Origin of the sequence: Nocardia sp. BSTN01, from assembly GCF_015354405.1 — a bacterium.
In the GTDB taxonomy this organism is placed as follows: domain Bacteria; phylum Actinomycetota; class Actinomycetes; order Mycobacteriales; family Mycobacteriaceae; genus Nocardia.
Genome location: NZ_JADKYP010000055.1, coordinates 1 through 23,986, shown reverse-complemented (window position 1 = coordinate 23,986; position 23,986 = coordinate 1). Strand labels below are relative to the sequence as shown.

Here is a 23,986-nt window from a genome sequence, read left to right as displayed (position 1 = left end):
CACCACACGGTGCGCGACCGGTCGGGCCGTGCGACGGCTGGACCCGCGCGGCCGACCGGATATACGGATGTGGGAATGTGATGCGTAGGTGCTCGACCAGGAGGATGCAGCGATGCCGAAGGGCGTTCCGGAGACGATTCCCGATGACGGGCTGACCACTCGCCAGCGGCGGAATCAGCCGGTGCTCGCGGTGCACACCGGGCCCGGCAAGGGCAAGTCCACCGCGGCGTTCGGGATGGCCTTGCGGGCCTGGAATCAGGGATTCGATATCGCGGTCTTCCAGTTCGTGAAGAGCGCGAAATGGAAGGTCGGCGAGGAAGCCGCCTTCCGCACCCTGGGCCGGCTGCACGAGGAGACCGGCACCGGGGGCCCGGTGGAGTGGCACAAGATGGGCGAGGGCTGGTCGTGGACCCGCAAACAGGGCAGCGAGGACGACCACGCCGCCGCGGCCCTGGCCGGATGGCGGGAGATCGCGCGCCGGCTGACCGCCGAACAGCACCGCTTCTACGTCCTCGACGAGTTCACCTACCCGCTGAAATGGGGCTGGGTGGACGTCGACGAGGTGGTCGAGACGCTGCGGAACCGGCCCGGCAACCAGCATGTGGTGATCACCGGCCGCGACGCCCCACAGGCCCTGGTCGACGCGGCGGATCTGGTCACCGAGATGAGCAAGGTGAAACATCCGATGGACGCCGGGCGCAAGGGTCAGCGGGGTATCGAGTGGTGACGGCGGGCGGCCGATGACCACTCCGGCCGTGGTGATCGCCGCGCCCGCCTCGGGCAGCGGAAAGACCACGCTGGCAACCGGTTTGATCGGAGCGCTGCGCCGCGCCGGACATCGGGTCGCGCCGTTCAAGGTGGGGCCCGACTACATCGATCCCGGGTATCACGGTCTGGCCGCCGGGCGGCCGGGACGCAATCTGGATCCGGTGCTGGTCGGTGCCGAGCGGGTGGTGCCGCTGTACCGGCACGGCAGCGCGGGCTGCGATGTGGCCGTGGTCGAGGGCGTGATGGGTCTGTTCGACGGCCGGATCGACGCCTCGAATCCCGCTCCGATCGCCGAGGGGTCGACCGCACAGGTCGCCGCGCTGCTCGGCGCCCCGGTGCTGCTGGTCGTCGACGCGCGCGGCCACAGTCAGAGCCTGGCCGCCCTGCTGCACGGTTTCGCGACCTTCGACAGCGGGATCCGGCTCGGTGGCGTGATCCTCAACCGCGTCGGCAGCCCGCGCCACGAACAGGTGCTGCGCGCCGCCTGCGCCCGGGTCGGCCTGCCGGTGCTCGGCGCGCTGCCGCGGATGGACGAATTATCGGTTCCCGCACGGCATCTCGGCCTCGTACCGGCGGTCGAACACGGTAACGCGGCGCATGCGGCGGTCGAGGCCATGACCGAACTCGTCGGCGCGCACATCGATGTGGGTGCGGTCGCGCGTCTGGCCACCGCCGATGTGGACGGGCCCGCCTGGGATCCGACCGGTGAGGTCGCGGCGGCGGCCCCGCATTCGCGGTGGCGGGGCCCCGGCGTGAACCGGACCGCCCTCGACGGCCCGGAGCCGGGCGAGGACACCGGCACCGCCGCAGCGGCGCTGCCCCACGACAGCACGGCGCCTACGATCGGGAGGTCGCGGCTCTCGGCGGAGCCGGCGGGGCAGCAACAGAACGGTGTGCCGGAGACGCCCGCACCCGCGTCCGCCTCGAGTGGAGTGCGAGAGCCCACGCCGATCATCGCGATGGCGGGCGGTCCGGCGTTCACCTTCGGTTACGCCGAACATCGGGAACTGCTGGTGGCGGCCGGGGCGCAGGTGGCGGTCTTCGATCCGTTGCACGAGCAATTGCCCCCGGGGACAGCCGGTTTGATTTTGCCCGGCGGCTTCCCGGAGGAACATGCCGCCGATCTGGCCGCGAATACGCCCCTGCTGACCGCGGTCGCCGAGTCCGCCGCCCGGGGCATGCCGATCCATGCCGAGTGCGCGGGCCTGCTCTATCTGACCCGCTCGCTGGACGGGCACCGCATGGCCGGAGTCCTCGATGCCACCGCCGAATTCGGACCGCGCCTGACCCTCGGCTACCGGGATGCGGTGGCGCTGGCCGATTCGGTGTTGTGGCGCACGGGAGAACGCGTGCGCAGCCACGAATTCCACCGCACCCGCTTGGTCACCACGGGATCGCACCCACCCGCCTGGGGCTGGCGCACCGACGAGACCGCGGTCCGGGAAGGTGCGGTGGCCCACCACGTGCACGCGTCCTATCTGCACACTCATCCCGCCGGAAACCCTACGGCCGCAGTCCGTTTCGTCGCGATGTGCCGACAGTTCGCGGCGGCGCACGCCGGCGTGTGACGGTGAGGGCCGAGCTCCCGGCGGAACGAGCCGCCGACGGACCGCTGTACCCCGCGGTGGATCTCGTCCGCCGACCGGACCGCGATCAGGGCGGGCGTGCGGGCCGCGCATGCGTCCTACCTGCACGCCCATCCGGCCGGAAAACCCATGGCCGCATCGCGTTTCGTCACGACGGGCAGACGATTCGCCGCGTGCTCCGGCGTGTGACGGTGATGGACCTGTCGTCTTCGAGGCCGATCGACGGACACCGTCACCGTGCGGCGGCGAGTCCGGTCCACGAACCGATCGTCGCCGGCCGCCGATGCGTACGGGCCTACGACCACGTCGGCTGTGTCGCGGTCTCATCACGTGCGCGCCCGATGAGAGCCGGTCGTCGCGGCGTGCCCGACGGGCCGGCGATCGTCTCCGGTGGCCGGACGAGGAGACCACGATGAGCGGGGCGGTGGTCGTGGGACTGGGGGCGCGGCCGGATCCCGCGGCGGAAGCCATTGTGGCGGCCGTGCGGGAAGTGGTGGGGGAGGGCGCGATCCGGTGTCTGGCGACGATCGATCGGCGGGCACCGGAGCCGGGAGTGGTGGCGGCCGCGGCCGTATTCGATGTGCCGGTGATCGGATTCGGCGCGGACGAACTGGCCCGGGTCGACGTTCCTCATCCGGGCGAGCGTGCGGCCGTCGCGGTCGGCACACCGAGTGTCGCCGAAGCGGCCGCGCTGCTCGCCTGGCTGCGCTGGGGACGGCGCGGACGGCTGATCGTGCCGAAGACGGCGTTCGGCACGATCACGGTCGCCGTCGCGGAGGAGGAATGAACGCGGGACGCCCGCGGTACTCGCCGGTGCGAAACTCGCTGCCTCGCAACGCGTTATACGCAGGCGCCGCCGAGGCTCGCCGTCGTCACGATGGTGTATCCGGCGACCGGTGAGAGTTCCGGGAGTCCGTCGTAGTACACCGCGCTGACGACGTGTTCGCCCGGCCGGTCGGGCATCCAGCCGATGCTGGCGACCCCGTTCACCACCGGGGCGGTGCCGACGATATTGCCGCTGATTCCCGAGAGGTGGCTGAAGAAGTCGACCGTGCCGTGCGTGACAGGGCTGCCGTCGGGGTTGCGCACCGTCGCCACCGCGTTCTGGGCGCAGCCGACCAGCGCCCCGCTGACCGGGCTCAGTGCCGAGCCGGACATCGAGACCGCGATCGTGGGCGCCACCGTCGCTTCGGCCGGGGCCGCCCCCACGATCGGAAGCAGTGCGCCCGCCAGCGTCCCGGCCGCCAGGGCGAACCCGGCCCGGGTGCGGGCGCGCCACGCCCGCCCGGACGACAGCGCCGGGCCGGGGAGAACCTGGGAGGTACCACGCGAAACACGGAAACCGCTCATCGTGCCTGCCTCTCGCTGTGCCGTCCCGGGCCGGTGGCCCGGCGTCGATCCGTCGCAGGCTACCTGAGATCCAGCTCACATCGGGCATGGCTCGCGGAGCGGCCTCGACAAAGCTGCTCGCGGAGCGGCCTCGACAAAGCTGCTCGCCCAGCGGGCTCGGGTTACGGTGCGACCGAGGTCCAATCGGCGAAGCCGGTGGGGTCGTGCCGACCGAGGCTGCCGTGTTCGAACAGCCCCCAACCCTCGGCGTCGCCGCACCGCGCCTGTCCGACATGGTCGATCACACCCCACGGAATTCGCCCGGCCACCGCCGGATCCGTCAGGTCGTAGCTGCTGCTCGACGACCAGTCGCGTCCCTTCCACTGCCCGTGCAGCCAATCCGGATCGCCGCCGTAACCGCAGCCGATATGCAGCGGAATGCAGGTGTGCGCGCGCACCTCGACGGTCAGCGGCGAGCCGTCACCGGCGGTCATGTCCAGCCGTGCGGAGACGGGAATCCGCGTGCCGGAACGATACTCGAGGTGAATGCGTGGCCAGCCCAACTGTTCGACGCGCCCGTCCGGCCAAACTCGCACGGCGTCGTTGAGGGTGCGGAAGCCGTCCGGATTCTCCTGCACGATGACCACGATCGCGAAGTCGTCGAACCGCAGCGGCACGTAGAGCCACCAGAATCCGGCCGCCGGTTCGCTCGCGTCGCGGCCGGGTGGTTCGGTCTCGCCGACCGGCCGGATACCCCAGGACCGATCCCGGGTCCCCATCCAGATCTCCGGATCGACGGCGATGTCGTCACCGTCGACGTGCAGGGTCCCCGACCAGGAGCCGACCTGGGCGAACCGGGAGGCGTCGATGATCGGCCGGCTGCCGGTGTGGATGAGATGCGGCTGTTCCTGGACGGCGGGGAACGACCCGTCCCAGGTGAGGTCGAACGACAGATCGTCGTGCTCGCAGATCACCCGGACGCGCCGCAGCGGTTCGATCACCTCGATGCGATAGCCGCCGACGCTCATGTTCAGATCGCGCGGTGGCAGCGCGTCGGAGAATCGGACCGTGCGCTGGCTGTCGCCGCGGCGGACCGCGGCGTAGGCGTCGATCACGCCGAGATTCGGATAGACGCCGAAGCCGGTGACCAGCATCGTGCCGCCGCTGCGGTCGTGCGCGTTGAAGTAGCTGCGGTCGTAGAAGTTTCGGTCGGTGGTGGCCGCGCGCGCCAGCGACAGCGGCGTCTGGTGCACCGGATATTCGTCCAGCGGAACCGGCGCCTGGTGGGCCGGACGTCCGTCGATGCCTGCCATCAATCTCCTCAATCCCACTGGTAGGTGCCGTCGAGCAGGGCCTCGAGGGCCGCTCGGTGCATCACGTAGTCGTCGCGGTCGTCGGTGTCGGTGTCCTCGCCGAAGTGGATCATCCGCCGCTTGATCCGCGCCATCACGATGCCGTGCCGCAGCGCGGCGTAGACGAGATACCACTCCAGATCCCGTAGCCGATGGCCGGTGAGCTCTTCGTAGCGCGCGACCACGTCGTCGCGGCGCAGATAGTCCGGCAGGCCGGGCTGGTCGAAACGGGTGGCGATGTCCTGGAAGAAGCGGTGGATGAAGATCAGCCAGGCCACGTCGAGTTCGCGCGGGCCGAGGGTGGCCATCTCCCAGTCCAGGACCGCGACCGGGTCGAATTCGTCGAAGATGATGTTGCCGGGCCGGGCGTCGCCCCAGTTCAGGACATCGGGTCCCGGATCGGCGGGCCAGTGCTGTTCGAGCCAGTCGAAACCGCGTTCCAGCAACGGGATTCGATAACCGTCGTCGGCGAGCGCCCACCGGTACCAGTGGCGCTGGGCGTCGAAGTGGCGGCGCAGCGACGATCCCTCCCCGGCGAGGGCGGGGAATTTCGCCGCCGGGTCGGCGATGTCGTGGACTCTCGCGATGACGTCGACCGTGGCGCGGGTGATCCGCATGCGCTGCTGCGGCGTGGCGTCGAAGACCCAGCCGACGAAGACGTACGGCGGGTTGTCCTCCGGAATCCGCCCGTGGATTCGTTCCATCACGAAAAACGGTGTGCCGAGGACGGATTCGTCCGGCTCGAACCAGCACAGTCGCGGCACCGGCACATCGCTGTGCGCGCCGACGCCGACCATCACCGCGTACTGGGTGTCGAGGTCGTAGTTCTCGAAGACCGGGAACGAGCCCTCCTCGGGAGGCATGCGTGCCACATACGAGCCGCCCTCCGTGTGGCCGTCGCGCTCCCAGCTCGCCTCGAACATGACCGAGGAACTGGACATACCGCCCGCCTGTGGCCGCGACAGCCCCGTGATCACCGGCTCGGTGGTGCCGGTGAGCTTGCCGGCCAGCCACCGGGTGAGTCGCTCGGCGAGTTCGTCGAGATCACGAGCGCTGGTGGTCAGTTGCCGCCGCTGCCCGGGGTCGGTATCGGATTCGCCCGACATATCGGACCTCCTGACGGGATGAAAACGTCTGTGCGCCAACTCATTACGCTCGGGCACGGCGGTATCCGGCCCGACGCGGGTGGCGTGTGGATGAAATGTAACGCGTTCTAGTGTGTGGTGGCACGGAATCGGCGGCGAATTTTCCGCCGTTCCATTCAGCGGGATCCGGTTTGCCCGCGGTGCGCACGAACGGGGGCAGCGGCCACCCCTGAGATTCGTGCTGCCACGTACGCCGCGCGGAGTAGCGCGGAATCGGGGTCCGGCCCTGAGGACTTTCGCCGCGGGCCCTCGTAACGTCGGGCACCGATCCGGGCACCCCGTTCGCTACGGCGTTCGGCGACGCAGCCGTGCGCCGGGTCCGTCGGGGAGAGGAGTGGGTAGTGAGTGTCATGGTGGCGCAGGCCGAAACGCCGCGGCTGGAACCCGAATCCGAGACGGCGGTGGGCTGGAAGCTCCCGACCCGCGTGGCCTTCCGGTTCACGTTCCTGTATTTCGGGTTGTTCTGTCTGATCTATCCGCAGATCGTGTTCGCCTTCACCGGCTGGTTCGGCCGCTGGCTCGACGCCGACGCGGTGCTGTGGCAACCGCGATTGCTGCGCCCGGTGCTGGAGTGGGTCGGGCGCACGGTCTTCGGCGTGCATCCGGTGCTGAGTCCCAACGGCAGCGGCGATCAGACGATTCTATGGGTGCTGGTGTTCTGCATCCTGGTCGTCGCCGTCGCCGGCACGCTGATCTGGACGCTGCTGGACCGCCGGCGCGCCGATTACCGGCGGACGGCCGGGTGGTTTCTGCTGTTGCTCCGGCTGTGTGTGGCCGGTCAGATGCTCAACTACGGTTTCGCCAAGGTCGTCCCCACCCAGATGCCCGAACCGATGCTGTCGACGCTGCTGGAGCCGTACGGCAATCTGACGCCGATGGGGGTGCTGTGGAATCAGGTCGGGATGAGCCCGGCCTACGAAATCCTGCTCGGCGCCGCGGAACTGCTGGCCGGGATCCTGATGTTCGTTCCGCGCACGGCGACGGTGGGCGCGATGCTGACGCTGGTGAGTATGGCGCAGGTCTTCGTGCTGAACATGACCTTCGACGTGCCGGTCAAGATCCTGTCCGGACATCTGATGCTGATGTCGATAGTGCTGCTCGCCCCGCAGGCGAGGCGGCTGCTGGACGTGCTGGTGCTCGATCGCCCGGTCGGACGTTCGACGGCGCCGTACCCGTTCCGCACCCGCCGGGCCCGCTGGTTCGCGGCGCTGGTGCAGATCGGAATCGGGATCTGGGTGGCGGTGGCTCTGACCCACGTGAGCCTGCAGTTGTGGGACGAGGGCCCGGGCCGGACGAAACCGCCGCTGTACGGGATCTGGCAGGTCGAGGAATTCGCTCGCGACGGGCAGCCGGTGGCGCCGTTGCTCACGGACCGGGACCGGTGGCAGCGCGCGGTGTTCGACTTCGACGGGGTCATGCAGTATCAGCGGATGGACGGGACGTTCGTGCCGGTACAGGTGAAGGTCGACACCGGCGCCCATCGTCTGGACCTGCACGCCGTGCCCGGTGCCGACCAGCGATCCGTGACCGCCGGCGGCTTCGCCTACGAACAGCAGGGACCGGACCGGCTGCGGTTCACCGGCGACCTGGACGGGCATCCGGTCACGGTGACCTTCCGGCGCCAGGACCCGGACGCCTTCCCGCAACGCAGCCGCGGTTTCCACTGGATCCAGGACGCGCCCGAGGGGTGAGTCAGCCGGCCGTCGCGCCGATCTGGTTGCCCCAGTGTGGATTCGGGGCATAGAACTCCCCGGTGCCGGGGGCGAAGGCGGCCGCCGCCCCGGCACATCCCCACAGCCGGGCCGTCAGCCACGCGGTCGGATAGCCGAGGTAGCCGTACACGCCCTCGGTGCACGGCGACGAGGCCCGGGCGCAATCGGGCTGACCTTGGACGTCGTTGTGGTTGGGGCCGACCAGCGTGCCCCACGCCTTCGTCACCGAAGCCGGCGTGGCCTCGTAGTAATCCTCGTTGGACTGCAGGCCCGGCAGCGCCCACAGCTTCTGCGAGGGGGAGATCAGCGCGTCGTCGGAGCCGTTGACGAAGAACACCGAACCGCCCGCCAGGCGGCGAGTGTCGGTGCAGCTCAACCGGTTCGAGCAGAACGACTGGGCGGGCAACTCGATCGGCACGGCGGTGCGAATCAGCCCCCCGGACTCGATCATCGCGTTGAGCGCCCCGGTGGCGCCCTGGGAATGTCCGACGGCGCCGATCGCCGAGGTGTCGAGCCGATCGTGGAAGACACTCGCCGGATCGGCGGACCGCTCGATGAGATACCGTGCCGCCCCGGCGATGTCGACGCCGGAGCCGGTACTGCGATTCTCGGTCGCGATCACCACGAAACCCCAGGACGCCAGATGCCGCAGCAGATAGGCGTACTGCCGAGGTCGCGCGGCCGTGCCGTCACCCCAGGTGATGATCGGATGGCGAGGGCCGCGCGCGGCCACATCGGTCGGATACCAGATGTCGTAGGCGGCGCCGGTGCTGTCGCAGCAGCCGAATCCATAGTGCTCGGTGACCTGCCACGGCCCCGGCTCCGAGTAGCGGGCCTCGGTCGGGCCGCTCGCGCGATAGGGGTCGGCCGCATACGCGGCGGCGGCCACCGCGGCGGCGACCGCGACCGTCACCAGCACGGTCAGAACCTGCAGCGCCGCTCGTCGCATGTTCGCAGCATAGAACCGCGCCGAACGCACCGGGACGAAAAAGACGGCCGGCGGGAATGACCGTGCGCGGCACCCGGTTGTGCCGTGGCATGGGTGCTGAACTCTCCGACGACCTGAAGAAGATCCTCGACGACACAAAGGTTTTCGCCACGCTGGCGACGATCGGCCGCGACGGGCAGCCGCATCTGACCGTCATCTGGCTTCTGCGCGAGGGCGAGGACCTGGTGTACTCCACCACCGTCTCGCGCCAGCAGTACAAGAATGTGGTGCGCGACCCGCGGGTGACCATCATGATCAACCCGCCGGACAATCCGTACGTCTACGCGGAGATTCGCGGCACCGCCACCGTCACGCCCGACCCCGACAAGACGCTGCCCGACCGGCTGTCGGCGAAATACACCGGCCTGCCGTACGTGGAATTCAATCCCGCCTCCGTCGACGACGCCGAGCGAGTGACCGTGCGGGTGACCCCGCAACGGGTCAACGGCCGCCTCTGAGACGACGTCCGATGCGACCGAATTCACTTCGTGTAATTCTGTGAGATGAGTCTCGACTGTGATACGGCGAGCGTTGCAGAGCCGGTGTAACCCCTGCAGGATTGCGGGAGCGACAGCTTCCGTCGCATCAACTTCGCAGGTAGAGGGAGTTTCACTTGGCTTGGTCAGGTCGCAGACAGAGTAGACGCAGCACGCGCCGGGCCGGGCTGCGAACGGCAGCCGCGGCTGCCGCCGCACTGGCGGCGCTCACCGGCACGGGCGCCGGTCTCGCCGCCGCCCGTCCGGTCGGCGCGTTCGACGTGGGCGGGGCCATCGAGAAGGAATACGACCGCGCCGGCGGCACCGCGGTCCTCGGCAACCCGACCGGACCGGAATCCGACGCGAACGGCGGCAAATTCCAGGTCTTCGACCGCGGCTGCTCGGTCTACTGGTCCGTCGGCACCGACGCCCATGCGATCTGCGGCCTGATCCGTGACAAGTGGGGTTCGATGGGCTGGGAGAACAGCCCGCTGGGCTTCCCGCTCACCGACGAGGCCAAGGCCGGCAAGGACGGCAAGGGCCGCTTCACCCGCTTCCCCGGCGGCGTCATCATGTGGTCGGCGAATACCGGCGCACACCCGGTGTGGGGATCGATTCTCGGCATGTGGGAAGGCAGCAACGCCGACGGCGGCCGCTACGGCCTGCCGACCAGCGACGAATACGACTACAACGGCGGCAAGGCCCAGGATTTCCAGGGCGGCCGGATCACCTGGACGCCCTGATAATCCCTGCTTACGGCGTCGTGACGGGTGATTGCGGAGTTCGCCCGGCCACGCCGTAGGCTGAAACCTTGTGCCGAATACGACAGACGACCAGCAATCCGGTGACCCGAACTATGTCGTCGGGCTCGATCTGGCCGGCCGCCGCGTCGTCGTCGTGGGTGGCGGCTCGGTAGCCCAGCGCCGACTCGGACTGCTCATCGCGAGCGGGGCCGATATCGAGGTGATCAGCCGGACGGTCACCCCCGCGGTGGAGGGTATGGCCACCTCCGGCCAATTGCGCATCTCCCAGCGGGCCTATGCCGACGGTGATCTCGACGGCGCCTGGTACGCGATCGCCTGCACCGACGAGCCCGAGACCAATGCCGCCGTGGTCGAGGAGGCGACCCGCCGCCGCATCTTCTGCGTGCGCGCCGACAATGCCCGCCTCGGCACCGCCGTCACTCCCGCCAGCGCCCGCTACGACGGGCTGACCCTCGCGGTGCTGGCCAGTGGGCGGCACCGCCGATCGGCCGCGGTGCGCAACGCGCTGCTGGAGGCGCTGCAATCCGGTGTGGTCATCGACGACGCCGAACCCGTGGCGCCCGGTGTCGCCCTGGTCGGCGGCGGGCCGGGCGACCCCGATCTGATCACCGTGCGGGGCCGCCGCCTGCTCGCCCGCGCCGATCTGGTCGTCGCCGACCGGCTGGCGCCGCCGGAACTGCTCGCCGAACTCGGACCGCACGTGGAGGTCGTCGACGCGGCGAAGATCCCGTACGGCCGCGCGATGGCGCAGGAGGCGATCAACACCGCCCTCGTCGAGGGTGCCAAGGCCGGCAAATTCGTGGTCCGGCTCAAGGGCGGCGATCCGTACGTCTTCGGCCGCGGCTACGAGGAACTCGAGGCGTGCGTGGACGCCGGGGTACCGGTGACCGTGGTTCCGGGCGTCACCTCCGCGATCTCGGTGCCAGCCCTCGCCGGCATTCCGGTGACCCACCGCGGCGTCACCCACGAATTCGTCGTGGTGAGCGGACACATCCCGCCCGATCACCCGGATTCGCTGGTGGACTGGCCCGCGCTGGCCCGGCTGCGCGGCACCCTCGTGCTGCTGATGGGGGTGGAACGCATCGAGAAGTTCGCCGCCGCGCTCGTCGACGGTGGCCGCGCCGCCGACACGCCCGTCACCGTCGTCCAGGAAGGCAGCCTGCGCACCCAGCGGATCGTGCGCGCGGAGTTGTCCACGGTCGCCGAACGTGTGCGCGCCGAGGGCATCCGGCCCCCGGCGATCATCGTCATCGGCCCGACCGCCGGTTTCACCGCGGGCGCGCCGGATGCCGACGAGCGGGCCGGTTAGGTCCGCGGTGCGTGTCCGGGACCAGGGCACAGCCCGGTCGAGCGATGTGTGGACAGCGCGAGTACGCAGGGGGCTGGCCGGTGCCGATATCCGTTACAGTGAGTCACTGTGCTCGATAACCCCGCTGCGACGATGCAATATCCGGTGACGAAGCGGGCCTTCGGGTTGCCGATCCTGGTCCTGTCCGGCCTGCAGTTGATGGTCGTGCTGGACGGCACGGTCGTGATCCTGGCGCTGCCCGCCCTGCAACGTCATCTGGGCCTCACCAGTTCGGGCAGTGCGTGGACGGTGACCGCCTACGGTCTCACCTACGGCGGGCTGATGCTGCTGGGTGGCCGCCTCGGCGATTCGTTCGGGCGCAAGAAGATGCTGCTGCTGGGTGTTTCGTTCTTCACCCTCGCCTCACTGCTGTGCGGGCTGGCGCAGAACGAGGCCATGTTGATCGGCGCGCGGGCCCTGCAGGGCACCGGCGCCGCCATCGCCGCACCCGTGGCGATGGCGCTGGTGGTCAGCACCTTCGCACCCGGACCGCCGCGCAACCAGGCGATCGCCATCTTCGGATCGATGATGGGCGTGGGCTCGGTCGGCGGTCTCGTCGTCGGTGGCGCTCTGGCCGAATGGAACTGGCGGCTGATCTTCCTGATCAACGTCCCGATCGGGCTCCTGATCATCCTCGGCGCGGCCTTCCAGCTGCACGATTCGGCCCACCACCGGCTGCCGCTGGACGTGCGCGGTGCCTTCCTCGGCACCCTCGGCTGCGTCGGGGTGGTGTTCGGCGCGACCGAAGGCCCCGATCTCGGCTGGACCAGCCCGTACGTCATCGGCGCGCTGATCGCCGGTCTGCTGCTGCTGGTGGCGTTCGTGCTGGCGGAACGGTCCGCCGTCAATCCGCTGCTGCCGCTCACACTCTTCCGCGATCGCGACCGCTCGATCACGTTCATCGCGCTGCTGCTGGGCTCCGGCGTCCTCGGTGCGATGACCTACTTCGTCGCACAGTTCCTGCAGAACGTCGTCGGCTACAGTCCGCTCGTCGCCGGTCTGGCCTCGATCCCGTTCACGATCGGCGCCGGCATCGGTACCGGCGTGGCGTCCAAGGCCGCGTTGATGATCCGGCCGCGCTGGCTGCTCGCGGGTGCCGCGGCCGTCCTGGCGGGGGCGCTGTTCTTCGGCTCCACCCTGGACCGCTCCGTCGAATATCTGCCGACCCTGCTGGTGCTGCTGGCGGTGGTCGGTATGGCGATCGGTTTCGTGATCGTGGTCGGGCCGCTGTGCCTGCTGGTGGGCGTACCGGTGAACGAGGTGGGCCCGCTGTCGGCGATCGGCCAGATGATCCTCACCCTCGGCACCCCCTTCGCGGTCGGCCTGCTGACGCCGCTGGCGGCCTCGCGCACGCTCTCGCTCGGCGGACGGACCGACCGGACGTCGAATCTGACACCCACCGAGGTCGCGGCGCTGTCCAGCGGTTACACGTTCGTCCTGCTCATCTGCGCGATCGGCGCCGTGATCATCGGGCTGCTGGTGCTCACCCTGCGCTACACCCCGCAGCAGCTCGCCCAGGCTCAGCACGCGCAGGAGGAAGCGCAGCAGGTGTAGCGCCTTCCGGGCGATCGACTCAGCGGCGATCGAACAGTTCCAGCAGCTCGGTTCTGCCGAAGACGGTCGCCGATTCCCGAGCCGACGGGGTGCCGGCATCCGGATCGGCCCCGGCGGCCAGCAGGGCCTTCAGAATGTCGTCCTCACCCTTGAAGACCGCTCCCGCGGCCGGTGTCTGGCCGCGGTCGTTGGCTCTATCGGGGTCGGCGCCGCGTTCGAGCAGCGCGGTCACGGCCGCCCGATGGCCGTGGTAGGCGGCCAGCATCAGCAGGGTGTCGCCGTTGTCGTTGGTCAGATTCACCGGGACGCCCGCGTCGACATACGCCGCGAGCGCCGCGGCCTCGCCCGTGCGGGCCAGCTCGAAGACCTTGGTCGCCAGTTCGACCAGATCCGGATCCACGCCGTCGGTAGCCACGGGCCATTACTACCACGGCGGGGCGACGGGCCGGGCAACCGGCGACCTGTCCGGCGATCTGCGCTCGATCAGTTGTAGGAGCGCGCGACCCCGTCCAGAAGGTGTTCCAGGGTGTCGTAGGTCGGCGGGTCGACCACGTCGACCACATCCGGGGCGACCGGAATGTGGTGCTCGCCGGTCACCGCGATGAACTGGGCCGGATCGGCGGTGCGGAAGCCGTGCTCGGCGGCCAGTCGCTGCAATTCGGGATCGGTGCTCAGCAGCTGTCCGACCCGGTCGCCGGTGGCGGTGAGCGGGACCAGCGTGTGCCGGGACAGCACCGTCGGGGACGGGTACAGCATCACCGCGTCGGCGGGCAGCTTGCCGGCGACGGCGGCCTCCACGAACTGCGATTCGTATCCCCACACCATGGGCGTGGGTCCCATTCCGGCGGCGAGATATTCGCCGAAAGGTCCCGCGCTGGAGTTCTCGGTGTATCCCTGTTTGGTGAACAGTCGCGACACCTTCGAGAGGACGAAATTCTCGGCGGCCGGGCCCTGCACGATCGCATCGTCGTTGGCGACGTAGGCGGCCACCGCCAGATACATCGCCGCCGAATTGGAGGTCCGCGGGTCGGTGGTCGAGATCAACACGTTCTTGCGCACCGGATATGCGGTGTTGCCCTCCAGCTGATCCCACTGCGTGCCCTGCTGCGTGAGATCGAGATACCGCCGCATATCGAACGCGGGCACCTGCCCCTGCCGGACGATCCCCGCCCGGGCGAGCAGATCCACGATCGGCCGGAAACTGGCGACCACCATCGGCGAAGAGAACGGCGTGTATTTCGCGGTGATCCCGCGTTCGCGCTGAACCCGTTCGGCCGCGAGGCTGCTCGACGGGAAGGCGAAGTCGTCACCGTCCAGCTTCACCGACGTGGCGATCTGCCGCGATCCGGCCGGATCGACTTCCAGCCGAATTCCCTTGCGGGCCAGGGCATCCACTACGCGCGGGTCGGTGAAGAACCCCATCTTCTCCGATCCGACCACGCCGTGCGCGGTGGTCAGCGCGGGAGCCGGGGCGGGGGCGGCGCTGTCGCCGCCGCGGAAGCCGAAGGCCACCACCAGCGCGACGACCACGACGACCACCGCGGCCGCGACGGCCAGGATCCGAGGTTGTCGCAACGTGGTCACGAGGCTCGGTGCGGGCGTCGTCGCGGCGGCCGGGCTCGGCGCGGTCTCGCGATCCGGTTCCGGCGGAGCGTCATTCGCCGGCGTTGTCGCCGCAACGGACTCCGGTGTCGTCGGTTCGACAGGGGAGTGGCCGGATGCGATCGCGCCGGCGGATGTCGCGGAGACCGCCGGCGATTCGAGGTGTTCGCCCTCGTCCGTCGTGGTCTCGACCGGAGCCTCGGGGGCTGGAGCGGAAGCCGAATCGGGCTGCGGTGTAGCGCTTTCGGTACGGTCGGTATCCGACTGGTCGGCGCCCGCGTCGCGGCTGTCGGCGGATGCGGCGCGGTCGGCAGGCGGCGCGGGCTCCGAGGTGGTCGCGCCGGAGGTGTCCGCCTCGATCGAGGGCGCCGAGACCCGTTCCGGAACAACCGGTGCGGCAGCGTATTCGAGCTCGTGCGAGTGGTCCTCTGCCTGGGGCTGCGGTGGGGTGTGCTGCAATTCGCGGCGCACGATGCGTTCCACCAGAATCGGTACGAAATCGCGCACCGTGTGGCCGTCGAAGCGCCGGCGCACCTGGCCGACCAATTCCTGTACCAATTCCGGGGAATGGCTGCTGCCGTAATGGCCGACCAGTCGATCGGTCAACTGACGCAGTGCCTTTTCTTCACGGTCGGTGGCGTCACCCACGCCGAACTCCTCGCCCAATCGCATCCCAACGGCAGCGGTCGGCCGGCCGCGCCGAAGTTACGATAGCGAGCCGGAATACCCGTTCCGTGCGGCCATGTTTCGGGCCGGGTGCCATGAAATGTGCTGGTGGCGAGGCGTTTTTCGGTGAATGTTCCCGTGGTTGGGCAGGTCGCATTCGGCTCGAATTACGTCGGCGGTCACCGAGAATTCACTCACGTGAGGACCAGCAGTTCGCTCGACGACGCGATTTCCACACGCAGCCCGGCCTTTTCGGCTATCCGGGCCAGCGACCGGATATCTCCGGGTTCGGCGCGGGTGGACACCAGGGCCCGCGCCAGCAGCCCCTTGTGATGTTTGTTGAAATGGCTCACCACCGTGCGGCTGCCGTCCGGGCGTTCGGTCAGTACGGTCGCGGTCACCGCGCCGGGCAACCGCCCCAATTGCTGATAGGTCCCCGAACGCAGGTCGACGACCAGCCGACCCGCCGTCGCTTCCCGCAATGCCGGGGCGAGCCCCGGTTTCCACAGCGAAGCCAGCGTCGGCAGTCCTGGCAGTTTCGAACCGCCCGAGAGCCGATATCCCGGAATCGCGTCTCCGGCGCGGACCACACCGAACAGCGCCGAACCGATCGCCAGCCGCTCCTCGGCGCGAGCGCGCTGTGTCTTGGTCAGCGAACCGGCGTCGAGTGCGTCGTAGAGCACTCCGGTGTAGCGCCGCAGCGCGGGTGTGGTCGCGGCGGTCCGCAGTGACGCGTTGCGAGTGAGCGCGGTCTGCAAACCCTCCGCGCCCGCGCCGGTCGCCTTCCCCAGCCCCAATGCCACCCGCGCCGCCTCGGGGTCCGCGGACAATTCGATCAGCTCGGTGATCAGCTTGTCCCGCACGGCGGTGAGCTGCGGTAACCACAGGGAATCCAGATCGAGCGGACCGAGAGTTCCGCCGTCGGACTTGGTTTCGGAAGGAGGCAGAATCACCAGCACGAGCCGATACGGTAATGCCCTGCAGGCATCCACGCAGCAGCGGCTAGTCTGTGCATCCGTGATCACCCGTCTCTCGCACCTGTTCCTGCGCACCCTGCGCGACGATCCCGCCGACGCCGAGGTGCCCAGCCACAAACTTCTGGTCCGCGCCGGATATGTGCGCCGGATCGCGCCGGGCGTCTATTCGTGGTTGCCGCTGGGTTTGAAGGTGCTGCGCAAGGTCGAGGACGTGGTGCGCCAGGAGATGGACGCGATCGGTGGCCAGGAGATTTCGCTGCCCGCGCTGCTGCCGCGTGAGCCGTACGAAACCACCAATCGCTGGACCGAATACGGCGACAGCCTTTTCCGCCTGCAGGACCGTAAGGGCGCCGACATGCTGCTCGGACCCACCCACGAGGAATTGTTCGCCCTGACGGTCAAGGGTGAATACAACTCCTACAAGGATCTGCCGGTCACGCTCTACCAGATTCAGACCAAGTACCGCGACGAGGAACGGCCGCGCGCCGGAATTCTGCGCGGCCGCGAATTCGTCATGAAGGACTCCTATTCCTTCGATCTCGACGAGGACGGCCTGAAGGCCAGCTATGCCGCCCACCGCCAGGCATATCAGCGCATCTTCGCCCGGCTCGGGGTCGAATACGTGATCGTCGCGGCCACCTCCGGCGCGATGGGCGGCAGCGCCTCCGAGGAATTCCTGGCCAGCAGCCCGATCGGCGAGGACACCTACGTGACCTGCCGCGAATCGGGATACGCGGCCAATGTGGAGGCCGTGGTCACGCCCGCGCCGCCGGAGATCCCGATCGAGGGGCAGCCGGCCGCCGTCGTGCACGACACCCCGGGCACTCCGACCATCGCGTCCCTGGTCGACTGGGCCAACGACGCCGGGATCGCCGAACAGTACGGCCGCCCGGTGACCGCCGCCGACACGTTGAAGAACGTCATGGTGAAGTTGCGCCACCCCGACGGCAAGGCCGAGATCGTCGGCATCGGCGTGCCCGGTGATCGCGAGGTCGACGCCAAGCGGCTCGGCGCGAGCCTCGAGCCCGCCGAGGTGGAGTTGCTCACCGACGAGGACTTCGCCGCCAACCCGTTCCTCGTGAAGGGGTACATCGGCCCGAAGGCGCTGCTCGACAACGGCGTTCGCTATCTGGTCGACCCGCGCGTGGTGACCGGCACGTCGTGGATCACCGGCGCCGACGCCTCCGGCAAGCATGTCGTCGGACTCGTCGCGGGCCGCGATTTCACCCCCGACGGCACGATCGAGGCCGCCGAGGTCCGCGACGGCGACCCCTCGCCCGACGGCCGCGGTGTGCTGCACTCGGCGCGCGGTATCGAGATCGCCCACATCTTCCAGCTCGGCTACAAGTACACCGATGCCTTCGAGGTGGACGTGCTCGGCGAGAACGGCAAACCGGTCCGGCTCGTCCAGGGGTCCTACGGGGTCGGCGTCTCGCGGATGGTCGCGGTGATCGCGGAGCAGATGCACGACGAGAAGGGCCTGCGCTGGCCGGCCGAGGTCGCCCCCTTCGATGTGCACGTCGTCATCGCCAACAAGGACGAGGCGGCCCGCGCCGGGGCCGAGGAGGTCGTCGCCGGTCTGGACGCCCAGGGCCTGGAGGTGCTGTTCGACGACCGCACCGCCTCACCCGGCGTGAAGTTCAAGGATGCCGAATTGCTGGGCATGCCTTGGGTTCTCGTCATCGGCCGGGGCTGGGCCGACGGCAAGGTGGAACTGCGGAACCGTTTCAGCGGGGAATCCGAGGACATTCCGGCGGCCGCGGCCGTCGACACCGTGCTCGCGAAGATTCGCGGCTGATCACTCGCGTGCACCCGGTCGTCCGGACCGGGTGCACCCGCCGTCCCGGTGCCGGCGACGCGCGCTACGGCAGCGGAAGGCAGGAGCTGCCGGTGTTCAGGCCGCTGCCCACGACGTCGACGGTGACATAGCTGCTCGACGTGTAACTCCCCGGTGTGAACTGCTGTGCCGTGATGTTCTGCCGCCCGGTGTATTTCGGCGTCCACGCCATGGTCACCGTGCCGTTCTCGGGGTGGTAGACCGGAGTGCCCGCGATGGGTTCGCCGTTACCCGGGATCGACCCGCCACTGTTGATGAACGTCACCGTGCCGCCGTCCGGCACGGGGGTGTCGACCGTCGCGGTCAGCGTGGCGGAACATCCGGTTCGCAGCCCGTCCGCCCCGGCGTCGACACGCACGCCCGTGACATCGGCGCCCGCCACGCTCACGGCGAGCAGCGATCCGAGCGCCCCCGCGGCCGCCGCCGCGCCGATCCGTCGCATCCCCACGGCCATTCCCGTTCTCCCTTCGACGTATCCGCGCGGCATCCGCCGCATACCGGAGCACGCTACCGGTGTTCCGGGTTCACGAGTGGTGCGCGGATACCGGGCGCGATCTGTGCGTCCCGGCCGCCGCCGAGGGGACCACCCGAGCTCAGGGCTGGCCCGGGAACGGTGTGGTCGCGGGATTCACGCCGAGGATCGACTGCCAGGTGGCCAGGCGGATGGCGCATTCGGTGAGAGCCTCGGTGCCGGTGCGGCGGCGATCCGGAGTGGTGGAGTGTTCCACGACCGCACGCCAGGCGACCGCGGTGTCGGTTTCCACGGTGACGGCGAGTTTGGCCGCGGGGATGGGATCATCGACCGGGGACGGCGGGGTGTAGGCGGCGGCGGGGGCCGGGACGCTCGCACCGGCCGCCTTCAGCGCGTCGGCGGTGGCATCGCGGCGGGCCCGGTGGGTCGCGGTGAATTCGGCGACGATCTTCGCCCGCTCCGGGGACGCGTAGGCCGCGATGAGGCCGTAGGCGTAGACCGCGGTGTATTCGGCGTTCAGCGCGTCGAGCAGTGCCTGCTGATCGGTACTCACGAGAGCACCACCGCCACGTGGGCGCCGCAGCAGGCGCTGATCGAGGCGAGCAGGCCGGCGCGGTATCCGGTCTGGGCCGTGGCCAGCTCGGCCGCGGAGTGCTGGGAGTCGGTGAGCCGGGCCCGCAGCGCGGCGACCGTCGGCGGCGGGGTGGGAGCCGGCGGTTCGGCGACGGGTGGGGTCGCGGACTTCGGTCTCGTGCCGTCGCCGTACACGCCTGTCGCGCGGTCGATTTCGGTGCGCAGCGCATCGGCGTGCTGGGCGCGCTGTGCGGCGACGACGGTCAGCGCGGCGGTGTGTTCCGGCGCGGCGGCGATCGCCGCCTTCGCCCACACCGCGTCGGTGCGCGCCGATTCCTCCTGCGACACAAGCACATCCGGTGCGGACGGCGTGTCGTCCGCACAGGCCGCGACCGCGCTCACGGCGACGAGTGCGACCACGCCGCCGCCGGCCGAGCGCAACAGCGAGCGGCGGTCGAGGCGCGGGGGAACGGTCCGATCCGGCGGCACCGGAATCACATCGAGACGGCTGGGCACGCCTACATCGTGCCAGTGATCACCCTTCGCCCCCGCGCCCAGCCCGCCGGCATGCCTCGCTCGCGGCCGTTCGCGCCGGGGCCGCCTTCCGTCCGCCCAGCTGAGCCCGGGTGCCGCCGTCGGTGCGAGGCCGGCCTCGCCCGCCGGCCCCGCGGAGGAATCCTCCCGTCCGGAAGGGGTGTGATCCGTCGCCCGGTCCGTTCGGCGCGCCCGAGGCGGTCCGGCCGACCGCGGGCGCGCAGCGGAACCCGACCCGGGCTGACTCGACAGGGTTGGCTGGTCCTTTACACTCTTGCAGCGCGTTACGCTAGACCTCCGGCGGAACAATCCGCGGGACATGCGCGCCGACCATGCCGGACCAGGACCAATACCGCGTCACAACTGAACCAGGAGCCGCCCCATATGCCGATGCCGACCGAGGAAAGGGTGAGCCAGCTCGTTGCTGGGCTCGTCGAACGCCGAGGGCTCGACCTCGAGGGCGTGCACATCACGGCCGCGGGCGGGCCGCAGGCGCGGGTGACGGTGACCGTCGACGGCGACGAGACCGTCGATCTGGACACGATCGCGGAAGTGAGTTCCGAGATCTCCGAAGCGCTCGACGAGGCCGCCGATGTCGGTGAAACCCCCTATCTGCTGGAAGTCACCACCCCGGGTGTCGAGCGCCCGCTGACGGCCCCGCGGCACTGGCGACGGGCTCGCGGCCGCAAAGTGCGAGTGCGGATGCGGCCGGGGGCGCAGACCCCCGACGGTCCCTCCAGCTTCGACGCCCGGGTCGGCGCGAGCACCGACACCGAGGTGGCCCTGGTGCTCGGCGGTAAACGCGCGCCCCACCGGGTGAGCGTGCCGCTGGCCGATATCGAATCCGCGGTCGTCCAGGTGGAGTTCTCACCGCCCGGTCCGGCGGAGATGGAACTCGCCGGGGGCGTGGCCACGGGCCGCCCGGAACCGGGCGCCGCCGATCAGGCCGTCGATCCGGCCGCACCCGCCGCCGGGGAAGAACACTCAGTAGTTGCGCCGACCGAAGGGATCGTGGAATGAACATCGAAATCGAAGCCCTGCGTGCGATCGTCGCCGATAAGGGAATCTCGATGGAGACAGTGCTCTCCGCGATCGAGTCGGCTCTGCTGACCGCCTATCGGCACACCGAGGGCCACGAGCCCAACGCACGCATCGACATCAATCAGAAGACCGGCGTGGTGCGCGTGATGGCCACCGAGACCGACGCCGACGGCAACGTCGTCTCCGAATGGGACGACACTCCCGAGGGCTTCGGCCGCATCGCCGCCACCACCGCGCGCCAAGTGGTGCTGCAGCGGCTGCGCGACGCCGAGAACGAGAAATCCTTCGGTGAGTTCTCGACGCACGAGGGCGATATCGTCGGAGGCGTCGTCCAGCGCGACGCCCGGATGAACGCCCGCGGCACCGTCGTGGTGCGCATCGGCAGCGAGGCCAACGGCGCCGAGGGAGTGATCCCGCCGGCCGAGCAGGTCCCCGGCGAGACCTACGAGCACGGCGACCGCATCAAGTGCTACGTCTACGGCGTCTCCCGCGGCGCGCGCGGCCCGCAGATCACGCTGTCGCGCACGCACCCGAATCTGGTACGCCGGCTGTTCGCGCTCGAGGTGCCCGAGATCGCCGACGGGTCGGTGGAGATCGTCGCCGTGGCCCGCGAGGCCGGCCACCGCTCCAAGATCGCGGTGCGCTCCACCGTGCCCGGCGTGAACGCCAAGGGCGCGTGTATCGGCCCGATGGGGCAGCGCGTGCGCAACGTGATGAGCGAGCTGGCGGGCGAGAAGATCGACATCATCGACTGGGCCGAGGATCCGGCCGCCTTCGTCGGGAATGCGCTGAGTCCGTCGAAGGTTGTCTCGGTCACGATCGTCGATCCGGAGGCCCGTGCCGCCCGGGTCGTGGTCCCCGATTTCCAGCTGTCGCTGGCGATCGGCAAGGAAGGTCAGAACGCCCGGTTGGCCGCGCGATTGACCGGTTGGCGCATCGATATCCGCTCCGACGCCGCCCCCGACGTGGCCGGATCGCCGCGACCGCACGCCCAGCACGGGTAGGCCGCGCCGGGACGGCGGCGCGAGTGCGGAAGTCAACCAGGGGCTGGATGCGGAGATCGGGACATGGCAGCGGTACAGTGGACACAGGCTCAGCGCGAGTCTTCGGTATCCGCACTTTCCGCCCAGGTCGGTGCTCGGGTGAGAACCCGAACTCCCGGCCCGGTCCGGACCTGTGTCGGATGCCGGAAACGCGAGCTGGCCGCCGATCTGTTGCGGGTCGTGGCGCAATCGCCCGGCAGCGCTCCCGACAGGGACGCCGTCGTCGCGATCGTTCCCGATCCGCGGCGCAGACTTCCCGGGAGGGGTGCCTGGTTGCACCCCGTTTCGGCTTGTCTGAGCATGGCAGAGCGGCGCCGAGCGTTCGGCAGAGCGCTACGAGTGTCCGGAAAACTGGATATCTCAGCCCTGGAGCACTACGTCGAGAACAGGCACGAGCACTCATGAGCACACCGTGAAGTACCAACGATGAACGGCCATCGAAGATAACCCGAGGTCGTGCGGGCGTCCTGACCCCTGAACGGGGAGCAAGAGACTGTCGCGCTCGACCTCTCAGTGAGGAGAGCAGTGGCAGGCAAGGCCCGCGTGCACGAGTTGGCTAAAGAACTCGGTGTCACGAGCAAAGAACTACTCGCAACGCTCAAGGAGCAGGGCGAGTTCGTGAAGTCGGCGTCGTCGACGGTGGAGGCACCCGTCGCGCGTCGGCTCCGGGAGTCGTTCGCGGCGAAGTCCGCCCCGTCCAACGGCTCCGCGAAATCCTCCGCGAAACCCGGTCCCGCCCAGGCACGTCCGGCCGCCAAGCCGGCCGGCGGCGCGACCCCGGGTCCGCGTCCCGGTCCCCGTCCGGCGCCGGCTGCGGCCCAGGCCGATTCGGCCCCCGCGGCCGAAACCCCCGCGGCGGCAGCGCGTCCCGATGCGGTGAAGCCCGGACCGGCCGTCCGGCCGGGTCCGAAGCCGGCCGCTCCGGCGGCCTCGGCGAGCCCGGCGCCCTCGGCGTCCGCCCCGTCGGCTCCGGCGCAGCAGCCCGGTGCCCGTCCGGCCCAGGGCGCGCCGCGTCCCGGCCAGCCGCGCACTCCGGGTGGGCAGCAGGGCGCGCCGCGTCCGGCGGCGCCCGGCCCCAAGCCCGGTCCGAAGACCCCGCGGGTGGGCAACAACCCCTTCTCGTCGGCCCCCGAGCGCCCGGCGCCGCGTCCGGCTCCCGGCCCGCGTCCGGGGCCCGGTCAGGGTGCGCCGCGTCCGGGTCAGGGCGGTCCGCGTCCCGGCCAGGGTGGTCCGCGTCCGGGCCCGGGTCAGGGCGCGCCGCGTCCGCCGGCCGGTCAGGGCGGTCCCCGTCCCGGTGGCCCGCGTCCGTCTCCCGGCTCGATGCCGCCCCGCCCGAACCCGGGTGCGATGCCCGCTCGTGCGGCCCGTCCGGGCCCGTCGGCGGGTCGCCCGGGTCGTCCCGGCGGTGCGCCGGGTGGCGGCGGCGGTCGTCCCGGTGGTGGCGGCGGCGGCGGTAACTACCGCGGTGGCGGTGGTGCCGGCGGCGGCGGTGGCGCGGGTGCGCCCGTGGCCGGCGGTTTCCGCGGTCGTCCCGGTGGCGGCGGTGGTCGTCCGGGTGGTGGCGGCGGTCGCGGCGGTGCCGCGGGTGCCTTCGGCCGTCCCGGTGGCGCCCCCCGCAAGGGCCGCAAGTCGAAGCGGGCGAAACGCGCCGAATACGAGAACATGCAGGCACCGTCGGTCGGTGGTGTGCGGCTGCCGCGCGGCAACGGCGAGATCATCCGTCTCGCCCGCGGCGCGTCGCTGTCGGACTTCGCCGAGAAGATCAACGCCAACCCGGCCTCGCTGGTGCAGGTGCTGTTCAACCTCGGCGAGATGGTCACCGCGACCCAGTCGGTCAACGACGAGATCTTCGAGCTGCTCGGCGGCGAGATGAACTACGTCGTGCACGTGGTCTCGCCCGAGGACGAGGACCGCGAGCTGCTGGAGAGCTTCGACCTCAGCTACGGCGAGGACGAGGGCGACGAGGAGGACCTGCAGGTCCGCCCGCCGGTCGTGACCGTCATGGGTCACGTCGACCACGGTAAGACCCGACTGCTGGACACGATCCGCAAGACCAACGTCCGCGAGGGCGAGGCCGGCGGTATCACCCAGCACATCGGCGCCTACCAGGTCCTCACCAACGTCAACGACGAAGAGCGCCTGATCACCTTCATCGACACCCCGGGTCACGAGGCGTTCACCGCCATGCGTGCCCGTGGTGCCAAGGCCACCGACATCGC

23 protein-coding genes are annotated in these 23,986 nt (G+C 70.0%); 13 read left to right on the top strand and 10 right to left on the bottom strand.

What is annotated here, in order from left to right; all coding sequences use genetic code 11:
* Positions 1–112 precede the first annotated feature (112 nt).
* The 3 genes from cobO to IRT45_RS29640 all read left to right on the top strand — a co-directional run bounded on the left by cobO (position 113) and on the right by IRT45_RS29640 (position 3,141).
* Positions 113–727: a cob(I)yrinic acid a,c-diamide adenosyltransferase gene (gene cobO / locus IRT45_RS29650; protein ID WP_036503569.1), complete on the top strand. Its 615-nt coding sequence runs from the start codon at positions 113–115 to the stop codon at positions 725–727.
* Positions 728–740: 13 nt separating this feature from the next.
* Positions 741–2,336: a cobyrinate a,c-diamide synthase gene (locus tag IRT45_RS29645; protein ID WP_194809117.1), complete on the top strand. Its 1,596-nt coding sequence runs from the start codon at positions 741–743 to the stop codon at positions 2,334–2,336.
* 430 nt (positions 2,337–2,766) lie between these two features.
* Positions 2,767–3,141 (top strand): cobalamin biosynthesis protein, encoded by a 375-nt coding sequence (locus IRT45_RS29640; RefSeq protein WP_194809116.1) that lies wholly within the window; start codon positions 2,767–2,769, stop codon positions 3,139–3,141.
* Positions 3,142–3,194: 53 nt separating this feature from the next.
* Here IRT45_RS29640 and IRT45_RS29635 read toward each other — a convergent pair whose 3' ends face one another.
* The 3 genes from IRT45_RS29635 to IRT45_RS29625 form a co-directional block, all read right to left on the bottom strand.
* Complete coding sequence (locus IRT45_RS29635) at positions 3,195–3,704, bottom strand: hypothetical protein (protein ID WP_194809115.1); 510 nt, start codon at positions 3,702–3,704, stop codon at positions 3,195–3,197.
* Between the two features lie 161 nt (positions 3,705–3,865).
* Complete coding sequence (locus IRT45_RS29630) at positions 3,866–4,996, bottom strand: hypothetical protein (protein ID WP_194809114.1); 1,131 nt, start codon at positions 4,994–4,996, stop codon at positions 3,866–3,868.
* A gap of 8 nt (positions 4,997–5,004) precedes the next feature.
* Entirely contained in the window at positions 5,005–6,141 is a 1,137-nt protein-coding gene (locus tag IRT45_RS29625; RefSeq protein WP_194809113.1) for a phosphotransferase family protein, read from the bottom strand.
* Between the two features lie 389 nt (positions 6,142–6,530).
* Here IRT45_RS29625 and IRT45_RS29620 point away from each other — a divergent pair, with 389 nt between their 5' ends.
* Positions 6,531–7,871, top strand: coding sequence for a DoxX family protein (locus IRT45_RS29620; protein ID WP_228535482.1), 1,341 nt, complete (start codon positions 6,531–6,533; stop codon positions 7,869–7,871).
* Between the two features lies 1 nt (position 7,872).
* Here IRT45_RS29620 and IRT45_RS29615 read toward each other — a convergent pair whose 3' ends face one another.
* Positions 7,873–8,841: an alpha/beta hydrolase gene (locus tag IRT45_RS29615; protein ID WP_194809112.1), complete on the bottom strand. Its 969-nt coding sequence runs from the start codon at positions 8,839–8,841 to the stop codon at positions 7,873–7,875.
* Positions 8,842–8,930: 89 nt separating this feature from the next.
* Here IRT45_RS29615 and IRT45_RS29610 point away from each other — a divergent pair, with 89 nt between their 5' ends.
* From IRT45_RS29610 to IRT45_RS29595, 4 genes are all read left to right on the top strand, one after another.
* Positions 8,931–9,338, top strand: a complete 408-nt coding sequence (locus IRT45_RS29610) for a PPOX class F420-dependent oxidoreductase (protein WP_194809111.1) — start codon at positions 8,931–8,933, stop codon at positions 9,336–9,338.
* Positions 9,339–9,493: 155 nt separating this feature from the next.
* Complete coding sequence (locus IRT45_RS29605; RefSeq protein ID WP_228535463.1) at positions 9,494–10,099, top strand: LGFP repeat-containing protein; 606 nt, start codon at positions 9,494–9,496, stop codon at positions 10,097–10,099.
* 70 nt (positions 10,100–10,169) lie between these two features.
* The gene (cobA, locus tag IRT45_RS29600) at positions 10,170–11,429 is read left to right on the top strand and encodes a uroporphyrinogen-III C-methyltransferase (protein WP_194809110.1); all 1,260 of its coding nucleotides are present in this window, start codon (positions 10,170–10,172) and stop codon (positions 11,427–11,429) included.
* 132 nt (positions 11,430–11,561) lie between these two features.
* Positions 11,562–13,022, top strand: coding sequence for an MFS transporter (locus IRT45_RS29595; protein ID WP_194809136.1), 1,461 nt, complete (start codon positions 11,562–11,564; stop codon positions 13,020–13,022).
* A 19-nt stretch (positions 13,023–13,041) separates the two neighbouring features.
* Here IRT45_RS29595 and IRT45_RS29590 read toward each other — a convergent pair whose 3' ends face one another.
* The 3 genes from IRT45_RS29590 to yaaA all read right to left on the bottom strand — a co-directional run bounded on the left by IRT45_RS29590 (position 13,042) and on the right by yaaA (position 16,249).
* Positions 13,042–13,437, bottom strand: coding sequence for an ankyrin repeat domain-containing protein (locus tag IRT45_RS29590; protein ID WP_309241212.1), 396 nt, complete (start codon positions 13,435–13,437; stop codon positions 13,042–13,044).
* Positions 13,438–13,505: 68 nt separating this feature from the next.
* Positions 13,506–15,272 carry a three-helix bundle dimerization domain-containing protein gene (locus IRT45_RS29585; protein WP_309241211.1) on the bottom strand — a complete coding sequence of 589 codons (1,767 nt, stop codon included), beginning with the start codon at positions 15,270–15,272 and terminating at the stop codon, positions 13,506–13,508.
* 212 nt (positions 15,273–15,484) lie between these two features.
* The gene (gene yaaA, locus IRT45_RS29580; protein WP_194809109.1) at positions 15,485–16,249 is read right to left on the bottom strand and encodes a peroxide stress protein YaaA; all 765 of its coding nucleotides are present in this window, start codon (positions 16,247–16,249) and stop codon (positions 15,485–15,487) included.
* 58 nt (positions 16,250–16,307) lie between these two features.
* On the opposite strand from yaaA, the gene IRT45_RS29575 reads away from it, so the two are divergent.
* Positions 16,308–18,065: a proline--tRNA ligase gene (locus IRT45_RS29575; RefSeq protein WP_194809108.1), complete on the top strand. Its 1,758-nt coding sequence runs from the start codon at positions 16,308–16,310 to the stop codon at positions 18,063–18,065.
* Positions 18,066–18,129: 64 nt separating this feature from the next.
* Here the strand turns inward: IRT45_RS29575 and IRT45_RS29570 are convergent, their stop codons facing one another.
* The 3 genes from IRT45_RS29570 to IRT45_RS29560 all read right to left on the bottom strand — a co-directional run bounded on the left by IRT45_RS29570 (position 18,130) and on the right by IRT45_RS29560 (position 19,665).
* Complete coding sequence (locus IRT45_RS29570) at positions 18,130–18,558, bottom strand: hypothetical protein (RefSeq protein WP_194809107.1); 429 nt, start codon at positions 18,556–18,558, stop codon at positions 18,130–18,132.
* Positions 18,559–18,697: 139 nt separating this feature from the next.
* Entirely contained in the window at positions 18,698–19,129 is a 432-nt protein-coding gene (locus tag IRT45_RS29565; RefSeq protein ID WP_309241210.1) for a ferritin-like domain-containing protein, read from the bottom strand.
* Complete coding sequence (locus tag IRT45_RS29560) at positions 19,126–19,665, bottom strand: hypothetical protein (RefSeq protein ID WP_309241209.1); 540 nt, start codon at positions 19,663–19,665, stop codon at positions 19,126–19,128. Before IRT45_RS29560 ends, IRT45_RS29565 begins: the two co-directional genes overlap by 4 nt.
* A gap of 402 nt (positions 19,666–20,067) precedes the next feature.
* Between IRT45_RS29560 and rimP the strand changes: the two genes are divergently transcribed.
* From rimP to IRT45_RS29540, 4 genes are all read left to right on the top strand, one after another.
* Positions 20,068–20,703: a ribosome maturation factor RimP gene (gene rimP, locus IRT45_RS29555; RefSeq protein WP_194809106.1), complete on the top strand. Its 636-nt coding sequence runs from the start codon at positions 20,068–20,070 to the stop codon at positions 20,701–20,703.
* Entirely contained in the window at positions 20,700–21,728 is a 1,029-nt protein-coding gene (gene nusA, locus IRT45_RS29550) for a transcription termination factor NusA (RefSeq protein WP_036503481.1), read from the top strand. Before rimP ends, nusA begins: the two co-directional genes overlap by 4 nt.
* Before the next feature lie 63 nt (positions 21,729–21,791).
* Positions 21,792–22,172 carry a YlxR family protein gene (locus tag IRT45_RS29545; protein WP_081879203.1) on the top strand — a complete coding sequence of 127 codons (381 nt, stop codon included), beginning with the start codon at positions 21,792–21,794 and terminating at the stop codon, positions 22,170–22,172.
* 120 nt (positions 22,173–22,292) lie between these two features.
* A partial coding sequence (locus IRT45_RS29540; RefSeq protein WP_194809105.1) for a translation initiation factor IF-2 N-terminal domain-containing protein occupies positions 22,293–23,986 on the top strand: 1,694 nt, incomplete at its 3' end.